The organism is Streptomyces sp. NPDC047841, assembly GCF_040704085.1.
Classification (GTDB): domain Bacteria; phylum Actinomycetota; class Actinomycetes; order Streptomycetales; family Streptomycetaceae; genus Streptomyces; species Streptomyces argyrophylli.
Genome location: NZ_JBEYRP010000003.1, coordinates 466,972 through 477,010, shown reverse-complemented (window position 1 = coordinate 477,010; position 10,039 = coordinate 466,972). Strand labels below are relative to the sequence as shown.

Below are 10,039 nucleotides of genomic sequence, written 5' to 3'. Positions count from 1 at the left end.
AAGCTGACCCTCATCGACAACGACAAGGCCGAGGAGTGGAACAACGCCTACTCCCTGTGGTGCGGCCGTGACGCGCTGAAGGACGGCGTGATCCTGGCCAACGGCGACACCGTGCACCCGGTCTCCGTCGAGAAGACCCTGCTCGCCGCGCGGGGCGAGGGCAAGCGGATCATCCTCGCCCTGGACACGGTGAAGAGTCTGGCCGACGAGGAGATGAAGGTCGTCGTGGACCCCGCCAAGGGTGTGCGCAGGATCACCAAGCTGATGGATCCGGCGGAGGCGACCGGTGAGTACATCGGCGTCACTCTGATCGAGGGCGAGGCGGCGCAGGAGCTGGCCGACGCGCTGCGGACGACCTTCGAGCGCGACCCTCAGCTGTACTACGAGGACGGCTACCAGGAGCTGGTCGACCGCGGCTTCAAGGTCGACGTGGCGCCGATCGGCGACGTGAGCTGGGTCGAGATCGACAACCACGACGACCTCGCGCGCGGGCGGGAGATCGCGTGCCAGTACTGACCCGGCTGATCCCCTCGCCGGTCGTCGTGGACATCCGCGCGGGTGCCCTGGACGACCTGGCGAGTGTGCTCGCCGACCAGCGGATCTCGCACTCCGGGCGGCTCGCCGTCGCCGTCAGCGGCGGCTCCGGGGCCCGGCTGCGCGAGCGCGTCGCCCCCACGCTGCCCGGCGCGGTCTGGTACGAGGTCGGCGGCGGCACCCTGGACGACGCCGTCCGGCTGGCCGGCGAGATGAAGGCCGACCACTACGACGCGGTCGTCGGCCTCGGCGGCGGCAAGATCATCGACTGCGCCAAGTTCGCCGCGGCACGCGTCGGCCTGCCCCTGGTCGCCGTACCGACGAACCTCGCGCACGACGGCCTGTGCTCACCGGTCGCCACCCTCGACAACGACGCGGGCCGCGGCTCCTACGGCGTGCCCAACCCGATCGCGGCCGTGATCGACCTGGACGTCATCCGTGAGGCCCCGGCCCGCTTCGTGCGCGCCGGCATCGGTGACGCCATCTCCAACATCAACGCGGTCGCGGACTGGGAGCTGGCCAACCGCGTCAACGGCGAGCAGATCGACGGCCTGGCCGCCGCCATGGCCCGGCAGGCCGGTGAGGCGGTGCTGCGGCACCCCGGCGGCATCGGGGACAACACGTTCCTCCAGGTGCTCGCCGAGGCGCTGGTCCTCACCGGTGTCGCCATGTCGATCTCCGGTGACTCCCGGCCCGCCTCGGGCTCCTGCCACGAGATCAACCACGCCTTCGACCTGCTCTACCCCAAGCGCGCCGCGGCCCACGGCGAGCAGTGCGGCCTCGGCGCCGCCTTCGCGATGTACCTGCGCGGCGCCCACGAGGAGTCGGCGTACATGGCCGAGGTGCTGCGCCGCCACGGGCTCCCGGTGCTGCCGGAGGAGCTCGGTTTCACGGCGGACGAGTTCGTCCGCGCGGTGGAGTTCGCCCCCGAGACCCGGCCGGGCCGCTACACGATCCTCGAACACCTCCAACTCAAGACGAACCAGATCAAGGACATCTACGCCGACTATGTCAAGGCCATCGGTAGCTGAACTCCGTCCGGTCGTCCACCCCGCGGGGGTGAAGGACCGGCGCAGCGGTGAGCACTGGGCGGGACGCCTCTACATGCGCGAGGTGTCCCTGCGCGTCGACCGCTACCTGGTGAACACCAGGGTCACGCCCAACCAGCTCACGTACCTGATGACCGTCTGCGGCGTGCTCGCGGCCCCGGCCCTGCTGGTGCCGGGGATCGCGGGCGCCGTGCTCGGCGTGGTCGCCACCCAGCTCTACCTGCTGCTGGACTGCGTCGACGGCGAGATCGCCCGCTGGAGGAAGCAGTACTCCCTCGGCGGGGTCTACCTCGACCGCGTCGGCGCCTACCTCACCGACGCGGCCGTCCTGGTCGGCCTCGGCCTGCGCGCCGCCGACCTGTGGGGCACCGGCCGCATCGACTGGCTGTGGGCCTTCCTCGGCACCCTCGCCGCGCTCGGTGCCATCCTGATCAAGGCCGAGACCGACCTGGTCGGCGTGGCCCGGCACCAGACCGGCAGGCCCCCGGTGCAGGAGGCCGCCGCGGAGCCGCGCTCCTCCGGCATGGCGCTGGCCCGCCGGGCCGCCTCGGCGCTGAAGTTCCACCGGCTGATCCTCGGCATCGAGGCCTCGCTGCTCATCGTCGTCCTCGCGATCGTCGACCAGGCCCGCGGCGACCTGTTCTTCACCCGCCTCGGCACGGCCGTCCTCGCCGGCATCGCCCTGCTCCAGACGCTGCTGCACCTGGTGTCCATCCTCGCCTCCAGCAGGCTGAAGTGAGCGCGCCCATGAAGGTCGGTGCCGTCATCATCACCATGGGCAACCGGCCCGAGGAGCTGCGGGCCCTGCTCGACTCCGTCGCCAAGCAGGACGGCGACCCGGTCCAGGTGGTCGTCGTCGGCAACGGCTCGCCCGTCCCGGACGTGCCCGAGGGCGTGCGGACCGTCGAGCTGCCCGAGAACCTGGGCATCCCCGGCGGGCGCAACGTCGGCATAGAGGCCTTCGGGCCCGGCGGCCGCGATGTCGACATATTGCTCTTCCTCGACGACGACGGCCTGCTCGCCCGCCACGACACCGCCGAGCTGTGCCGCGAGGCCTTCGCCGCCGACCCGGAACTGGGCATCATCAGCTTCCGCATCGCCGACCCCGACACCGGCGAGACGCAGCGCCGGCACGTGCCCCGGCTGCGCGCCTCCGACCCGATGCGCTCCTCCCGGGTCACCACGTTCCTCGGCGGCGCCAACGCCGTGCGCACCCGCGTCCTCGCGGAGGTCGGCGGGCTGCCGGACGCGTTCTTCTACGCGCACGAGGAGACCGACCTGGCATGGCGGGCCCTCGACGCGGGCTGGATGATCGACTACCGGTCCGACATGGTGCTGTACCACCCCACGACCGCCCCGTCGCGGCACGCGGTCTACCACCGCATGGTCGCCCGCAACCGCGTCTGGCTCGCCCGCCGCAACCTCCCGGCCCTGCTGGTCCCGGTCTACCTCGGCGTCTGGCTGCTGCTCACGCTGCTCCGCCGCCCCTCGCGGCCGGCCCTGAAGGCATGGTTCGGCGGCTTCCGGGAAGGCTGGACCACGCCTTGCGGTCCCCGCCGGCCGATGCGCTGGCGTACGGTGTGGCGACTCACCCGACTGGGCCGTCCGCCGGTCATCTGACAAGCTCGTCCCCCAAGGGCCCGGGCGCCCGCGGACGGGCGCACGGGACGACGAACCCGCACGCGAATCCGAAGACGAAAGTTTCCACCTGTGAGTGAGACCACGCACGACGGCACGGTCGCCGTGACCGCGGCCGCGCCGCCCGACGAGGGGCTGACGGCGGCCCAGCTCGCCGCCGAGTACGGGCTCGCCGTGAGCGGCGCCCGGCCCTCGCTCGTGGAGTACGTCCGTCAGCTCTGGGGGCGCCGCCACTTCATCCTCGCCTTCTCCCAGGCGAAGCTGACCGCGCAGTACAGCCAGGCCAAGCTCGGCCAGCTCTGGCAGGTGGCCACGCCGCTGCTGAACGCGGCCGTGTACTTCTTCATCTTCGGGCTGATCCTGCACGCCAGCCGCGGCATGTCCCAGGACGTGTACATCCCGTTCCTGGTCACCGGCGTGTTCGTGTTCACCTTCACGCAGAGTTCGGTGATGTCGGGCGTCCGCGCGATCTCCGGCAACCTCGGCCTGGTGCGGGCCCTGCACTTCCCGCGCGCCTCGCTGCCCGTCTCCTTCTCGCTCCAGCAGCTCCAGCAGCTGCTGTTCTCGATGATCGTGCTGTTCCTGGTGGCGATCGGGTTCGGCAGCTATCCGGACATGTCCTGGCTGCTGATCGTGCCGGTGCTCGCCCTGCAGTTCCTCTTCAACACCGGCCTAGCTCTGATCATGGCCCGTGCGGGCGCCAAGACCCCGGACCTGGCCCAGCTCATGCCGTTCGTGATGCGGACGTGGATGTACGCCTCGGGCGTGATGTTCTCCATCCCGATCATGCTGGAGGACAAGCCGCAGTGGATCGCGACGGCGCTGCAGTGGAACCCGGCCGCCGTCTACATGGACCTGATGCGCTTCGCCCTGATCGACGGCTACGGTTCCGAGAACCTGCCCGACCACGTGTGGGCGGTGGCCGGCGGCTGGGCCGTGCTCTTCGCCGTGGGCGGCTTCGTGTACTTCTGGAAAGCGGAGGAGCGGTACGGCCGTGGCTGAGCAGAACACCGAGGACCGTCGCCCGACGGTCATCGCGGACGACCTGCACATCGTCTACCGGGTCAACGGCGCCAAGACCGGCAAGGGCAGCGCCACGGCGGCCCTGAGCCGGATCCTCAGGCGCCGCTCCGACGACGCGGCGCGCGGGGTGCGCAAGGTGCACGCGGTGCGCGGGGTGTCCTTCGTCGCCTACCGCGGCGAGGCCATCGGCCTGATCGGCTCCAACGGCTCCGGCAAGTCGACGCTGCTGCGGGCCATCGCCGGCCTGCTGCCCGCGGAGAAGGGCAAGGTCTACACCGACGGCCAACCGTCCCTGCTGGGCGTGAACGCGGCCCTGATGAACGACCTCACCGGAGAGCGGAACGTCATCCTGGGCGGACTCGCCATGGGCATGTCCCGGGAGCAGATCAAGGAGCGCTACCAGGACATCGTCGACTTCTCGGGCATCAACGAGAAGGGCGACTTCATCACCCTGCCGATGCGCACCTACTCCTCCGGCATGGCGGCGCGCCTGCGCTTCTCCATCGCCGCCGCCAAGGACCACGACGTCCTCATGATCGACGAGGCCCTGGCCACCGGAGACCGCAAGTTCCAGATGCGCTCCGAGGAGCGCATCCGGGAACTGCGCAAGGAGGCCGGCACGGTCTTCCTGGTCAGCCACAACAACAAGTCCATCCGTGACACCTGCAACCGGGTGCTGTGGCTGGAGCGCGGTGAGCTGCGCATGGACGGGCCGACCGAAGAGGTCCTCAAGGAGTACGAGAAGTTCACGGGCAAGTGACCCGTTTCGGCCAGGGCCCCGCCGGAATCCCTCCGGACGGGGCCCTTCCGTCTGCAAAGGAAACGTCAACTCCGTCTGCTGTTAGGAATCTTGAAGGCAATCGGTGTGTTGTTGTGATGTGCAGGACACCCTGCCGCGCCGCGCCGCGTTGTACAACGTAAGCTGTACCGGCGTCGGAAAGCGGCAAGTGGGGCGATAATGCGCTCCCTCCTGCGGCGGACACGCCTGCGCGGAGCGGGGCGGCGTGTCCGAAATAGTGTGTATCGGATCGGCAGTGTAGAACGGGAGATGTGACGGCAATGGCTACGGAAACTCCCCTGCTCGGCGGAGCATGTGCCGTCCACGCCCCGGGCAGCGCCCGATGACGGCCACCGCCGAGGCGCCCGACCTGGAACGCGCCACCCTGGACAAGGCCGCGAGCGAGAACTTCCCGGTGGCCCCCTTCTTCCTGCCCCGGGCCTGGCGCGCCGACCTCATGGCCGTCTACGGCTTCGCCCGTCTGGTGGACGACATCGGCGACGGCGACCTCGCCCCCGGCGGCGCCGACGCCCGGCTGCTCGGCGTGTCGCCCGCCGGGGCCGCCGACCGCCTGGTCCTCCTCGACGCCTTCGAGGCCGATCTGCGCCGCGTCTTCGACGGCACCCCGCGCCACCCGCTGCTGCGCCGCCTGCAGCCCACGGTCCGCCGCCACGGCCTCACCCCCGAGCCGTTCCTCGGGCTGATCGCCGCCAACCGCCAGGACCAGCTCGTCACCCGGTACGAGACCTACGACGACCTCCTCGCCTACTGCGAACTCTCCGCCAACCCGGTCGGCCGCCTCGTCCTCGCCGTCACCGGCACCTCCACTCCCGAGCGGATCCGGCTGTCCGACGCGATCTGCACGGCGCTCCAGATCGTCGAACACCTCCAGGACGTCGCCGAGGACCTCGGCCGCGACCGGATCTACCTGCCCGCCGAGGACATGAAGCGTTTTCACGTCCAGGAAGCGGACCTCGCCGCGAAAATCACGGGCGCATCGGTGCGCGCCCTGGTTGCATACGAAGCACAACGCGCCCGCGATCTGCTGAATGAAGGCTCCCCCCTGGTGGGTAGCGTCCACGGCAGGCTCAAGCTGCTGCTCGCAGGGTTCGTGGCGGGAGGAAGGGCGGCGATCAGGGCGATCGCCGCCGCCGAATACGACGTACTTCCCGGCCCGCCCCGACCCGGCAAGGTCCAGTTGCTGCGTGAGGCGGGCGTGATCCTGCGAGGAGAGGGGTGATCCGGACCGTGGATTCTCCGCCGCACGTGTCCGCACCGGTACTCGCCGCCTACAGCTACTGCGAGGCCGTCACCGGGCAGCAGGCCCGTAACTTCGCCTACGGCATCCGGCTGCTGCCGACGGCCAAGCGCCGCGCCATGTCGGCGCTGTACGCGTTCTCCCGGCGCGTGGACGACATCGGCGACGGTGACCTGGCCGGCGAGGTCAAGCTGGCGCGGCTGGAGGACACCCGGGCGCTGCTCACCCGGATCCGCGAGGGCGAGGTCGAGGAGGACGACACCGACCCGGTGGCCGTCGCCCTCAGCCACGCCGCGCGCGCCTTCCCGATCCCGCTCGGCGGCCTGGACGAGCTGATCGACGGCGTCCAGATGGACGTGCGCGGGGAGACCTACGAGACCTGGGACGACCTCAAGGTCTACTGCCGGTGTGTCGCCGGTGCCATCGGCCGTCTCTCGCTCGGCGTGTTCGGCACCGAACAGGGCGCGCGCGGCGCCGAGCGCGCGGCCGAGTACGCCGACACGCTGGGCCTCGCCCTCCAGCTCACCAACATCCTGCGCGACGTCCGCGAGGACGCGGCCGGCGGCCGTACCTACCTGCCCGCCGACGACCTCGCCAAGTTCGGCTGCTCGGCCGGGTTCAACGGACCGACCCCGCCGGAGGGCTCCGACTTCGCGGGCCTCGTGCACTTCGAAGTGCGGCGCGCCCGCGCCCTGTTCGCCGAGGGCTACCGGCTGCTGCCCATGCTCGACCGCCGCAGCGGCGCCTGCGTGGCCGCGATGGCCGGCATCTACCGCCGGCTGCTCGACCGCATCGAGCGCGACCCGGAGGCCGTCCTGCGCGGCCGGGTCTCGCTGCCCGGACACGAGAAGGCCTACGTCGCCGTGCGCGGCCTGTCCGGGCTCGACACCCGGCACGTGACCCGCCATGTCTCCCGGCGCTCCGTCCGGAGGCGCGCCTGATGCAGCGCACCGCACCAGAGCCGGCCGAACCGGACGGCACGCGACAGGCAACCCTCCTCTTCGGCGTGGCGTCCCTGACTGCGACGGCCGGGCGTGCACCGTTCAGCCATCGGGCGCGCGCCCCGAGGACGCGCGAGGCTGTGTCCGACACGCGGCAACCGCCGCGTGGGCACGACCAGCCACGACCGGCCCGCGGACGGCTGACGGCCCCTGCGGGCCCTGCTCGCGGAGCGCTCGCGCACGCACGGAAGGACGCACGATGAGTGACGGCGCACCCCCCGCACCGGCGCCGCCCGGCACGGCGGGCCGCAGCGCGGTCGTGGTCGGCGGCGGCCTCGCCGGGATCACCGCGGCGCTCGCCCTCGCCGACGCGGGCGTCCGGGTCACCCTGCTCGAAGGCAGGCCCCGGCTAGGCGGCCTCGCCTTCTCCTTCCAGCGCGGCGAACTGACCGTCGACAACGGCCAGCACGTGTACCTGCGCTGCTGCACCGCCTACCGCTGGTTCCTCGAACGGATCGAGGGCGCGGCGCTGGCACCGCTGCAGGACCGTCTGGACGTGCCCGTCGTCGACGTCGCCAAGCCCGCGGGGCGGCGGCTCGGCAGGCTGCGGCGCGACCCGCTGCCCGTCCCCCTCCACCTGGGGCGCAGCCTGGCCGCCTATCCGCACCTCTCGCTCGCCGAGCGCGCGGCCGTCGGGCGGGCCGCGCTCGCGCTGAAGGGACTCGACCTCGCCGATCCGGCCCTGGACACCCAGGACTTCGGCAGCTGGCTGGCCGCGCACGGTCAGTCGGCGCGCGCCGTCGAGGCCCTGTGGGACCTGGTCGGGGTCGCCACCCTCAACGCGGTCGCGGGCGACGCCTCGCTGGGGCTCGCCGCGATGGTGTTCAAGACCGGTCTGCTGTCCGACCCGGGCGCGGCCGACATCGGCTGGGCCCGCGTCCCGCTGGGCGAACTGCACGACCGGCTGGCCCGCAAGGCGCTCGACTCCGCGGGCGTGCGTACCGAGGTCCGTACACGCGTCACCTCCGTCTCCATCAACGAGAACGGGACGTGGAGCGTTCAGGTTCCCGGCGAGAACATCGAGACCGACGCGGTCGTCCTCGCCGTACCCCAGCGCGAGGCCCACGACCTGCTGCCGCCCGGCGCCCTCGACGCGCCCGAGCGGCTGCTCCGGATCGGCACCGCGCCGATCCTGAACGTCCACGTGGTGTACGACCGCAAGGTGCTCGCGCGGCCCTTCTTCGCGGCCCTCGGCACGCCCGTGCAGTGGGTGTTCGACCGCACCCACGCCTCCGGGCTGCGCACCGGACAGTACCTGGCGGTGTCCCAGTCTGCCGCGCAGGACGACATCGACACTCCGGTCGCCGAACTCCGCGAGCGCTACCTGCCCGAGCTGGAGCGGCTGATCCCGGGCACGCGCGCGGCCGAGGTGCTGGACTTCTTCGTGACCCGGGAGCGCACGGCGACGTTCGCCCCCACCCCCGGCGTCGGGCGGCTGCGGCCCGGCGCCCGCACCAAGGCCCCCGGCCTGTACCTGGCCGGAGCGTGGACCGCCACCGGGTGGCCCGCGACCATGGAGAGTGCGGTCCGCAGCGGAGTGAGCGCGGCCGACGCCGCGCTCGGCGCCCTGGGCCGGCCCCGCCCGCGCCACCTCTTCGCGTTCGAGGAGGCGGCCTGATGCCCCGCCGGCAGGCGGCCGGCCCCCGCACCCCCGGTACCGCAACAAGAGGAGAGACTGTGCCCACTGTGCCCCCGGCCTCGACGCCCGCTCCACGGGCCGCGGTGGACGTCACCGCGCTGCTGGAGCGCGGCCGGACCCTGGCCACACCGGTGCTGCGCACGGCCGTCGACCGCCTGGCGCCTCCCATGGACACCGTCGCCGCCTACCACTTCGGCTGGATCGACGCCGCCGGCAACCCCGCCGACGGCGACGGCGGAAAGGCCGTCCGCCCCGCGCTCGCCGTGCTCTCCGCCGAGGTCACCGGCGCCGCACCCGAGGCGGGCGTCCCGGGCGCGGTCGCCGTCGAGCTCGTGCACAACTTCTCCCTGCTGCACGACGACCTCATGGACGGCGACGAGCAGCGCCGGCACCGGGACACCGTCTGGAAGGTGCACGGCCCCGCCCAGGCCATCCTGGTCGGCGACGCCCTGTTCGCCCTCGCGGGCGAGGTCCTGCTGGAACTCGGCACGGTCGAGGCCGGCCGCGCCGCCCGCCGGCTGACCACGGCCACCCGCGCCCTGATCGACGGTCAGGCCCAGGACATCTCCTACGAGCACCGCGACCGGGTCAGCGTCGAGGAGTGCCTGGAAATGGAGGGCAACAAGACCGGCGCCCTGCTCGCCTGCGCCTGCTCCATCGGCGCGGTCCTCGGTGGCGCGGACGACGCCACCGCCGATGCGCTGGAACGGTACGGCTACCACCTCGGCCTCGCCTTCCAGGCCGTGGACGACCTGCTCGGCATCTGGGGCGACCCGGAGGCCACCGGCAAGCAGACCTGGAGCGACCTGCGCCAGCGCAAGAAGTCCCTGCCCGTCGTGGCCGCGCTCGCGGCCGGCGGCCCCGCCTCCGAGCAGCTCGGCGACATCCTCGCCGCCGACGCCAAGAGCAGCGACTTCGAGAACTTCTCCGAGGAGGAGTTCGCGGCCCGCGCCGCCCTCATCGAGGAGGCGGGCGGCCGCGAGTGGACGGCGGCGGAGGCACGCCGTCAGCACACCATCGCCATCGAAGCCCTCGACGCCGTCGACATGCCCGACCGGGTACGGGACTCCTTCACGGCGCTCGCGGACTTCGTCGTCGTACGGAAGAGATGATCACCAT

The 10,039-nt window shown here is 72.0% G+C and carries 11 protein-coding genes; all 11 read left to right on the top strand.

What is annotated here, in order from left to right; genetic code table 11:
- Positions 1 to 516: phosphocholine cytidylyltransferase family protein (locus tag AB0947_RS06790; RefSeq protein WP_366749169.1), on the top strand; the 516-nt coding region annotated here is incomplete at its 5' end.
- Positions 504 to 1,565 (top strand): iron-containing alcohol dehydrogenase family protein, encoded by a 1,062-nt coding sequence (locus tag AB0947_RS06785; RefSeq protein WP_366749168.1) that lies wholly within the window; start codon positions 504 to 506, stop codon positions 1,563 to 1,565. The genes AB0947_RS06790 and AB0947_RS06785, both read left to right, overlap by 13 nt.
- Entirely contained in the window at positions 1,543 to 2,322 is a 780-nt protein-coding gene (locus AB0947_RS06780; RefSeq protein ID WP_366749167.1) for a CDP-alcohol phosphatidyltransferase family protein, read from the top strand. The genes AB0947_RS06785 and AB0947_RS06780 overlap by 23 nt, the downstream gene beginning before the upstream one ends.
- 8 nt (positions 2,323 to 2,330) lie before the next feature.
- A complete protein-coding gene (locus AB0947_RS06775; RefSeq protein WP_366749166.1) occupies positions 2,331 to 3,203 on the top strand; it encodes a glycosyltransferase in 873 nt (290 codons plus the stop codon).
- 90 nt (positions 3,204 to 3,293) lie between these two features.
- Positions 3,294 to 4,223, top strand: a complete 930-nt coding sequence (locus AB0947_RS06770) for an ABC transporter permease (RefSeq protein ID WP_366749165.1) — start codon at positions 3,294 to 3,296, stop codon at positions 4,221 to 4,223.
- Positions 4,216 to 5,004: an ABC transporter ATP-binding protein gene (locus AB0947_RS06765; RefSeq protein ID WP_366749164.1), complete on the top strand. Its 789-nt coding sequence runs from the start codon at positions 4,216 to 4,218 to the stop codon at positions 5,002 to 5,004. The genes AB0947_RS06770 and AB0947_RS06765 overlap by 8 nt, the downstream gene beginning before the upstream one ends.
- Before the next feature lie 361 nt (positions 5,005 to 5,365).
- Positions 5,366 to 6,262: a squalene synthase HpnC gene (gene hpnC / locus AB0947_RS06760; protein WP_366749163.1), complete on the top strand. Its 897-nt coding sequence runs from the start codon at positions 5,366 to 5,368 to the stop codon at positions 6,260 to 6,262.
- Positions 6,259 to 7,221, top strand: coding sequence for a presqualene diphosphate synthase HpnD (gene hpnD / locus AB0947_RS06755; RefSeq protein ID WP_366749162.1), 963 nt, complete (start codon positions 6,259 to 6,261; stop codon positions 7,219 to 7,221). The genes hpnC and hpnD overlap by 4 nt, the downstream gene beginning before the upstream one ends.
- Positions 7,221 to 7,484, top strand: coding sequence for a DUF6380 family protein (locus AB0947_RS06750; protein WP_366749161.1), 264 nt, complete (start codon positions 7,221 to 7,223; stop codon positions 7,482 to 7,484). Before hpnD ends, AB0947_RS06750 begins: the two co-directional genes overlap by 1 nt.
- The gene (gene hpnE / locus AB0947_RS06745) at positions 7,481 to 8,899 is read left to right on the top strand and encodes a hydroxysqualene dehydroxylase HpnE (RefSeq protein WP_366749160.1); all 1,419 of its coding nucleotides are present in this window, start codon (positions 7,481 to 7,483) and stop codon (positions 8,897 to 8,899) included. The genes AB0947_RS06750 and hpnE overlap by 4 nt, the downstream gene beginning before the upstream one ends.
- Positions 8,899 to 10,032, top strand: a complete 1,134-nt coding sequence (locus AB0947_RS06740) for a polyprenyl synthetase family protein (protein WP_366749159.1) — start codon at positions 8,899 to 8,901, stop codon at positions 10,030 to 10,032. Before hpnE ends, AB0947_RS06740 begins: the two co-directional genes overlap by 1 nt.
- Positions 10,033 to 10,039 lie beyond the last annotated feature (7 nt).

Coding starts and splice junctions, on each gene's coding strand:
- AB0947_RS06775 (WP_366749166.1), top strand. CDS start 2,331: ATGAAGGTCGGTGCCGTCATCATCACCATGGGCAACCGGCCCGAGGAG.
- AB0947_RS06780 (WP_366749167.1), top strand. CDS start 1,543: ATGTCAAGGCCATCGGTAGCTGAACTCCGTCCGGTCGTCCACCCCGCG.
- hpnE (WP_366749160.1), top strand. CDS start 7,481: ATGAGTGACGGCGCACCCCCCGCACCGGCGCCGCCCGGCACGGCGGGC.
- AB0947_RS06740 (WP_366749159.1), top strand. CDS start 8,899: ATGCCCCGCCGGCAGGCGGCCGGCCCCCGCACCCCCGGTACCGCAACA.
- AB0947_RS06750 (WP_366749161.1), top strand. CDS start 7,221: ATGCAGCGCACCGCACCAGAGCCGGCCGAACCGGACGGCACGCGACAG.
- hpnC (WP_366749163.1), top strand. CDS start 5,366: ATGACGGCCACCGCCGAGGCGCCCGACCTGGAACGCGCCACCCTGGAC.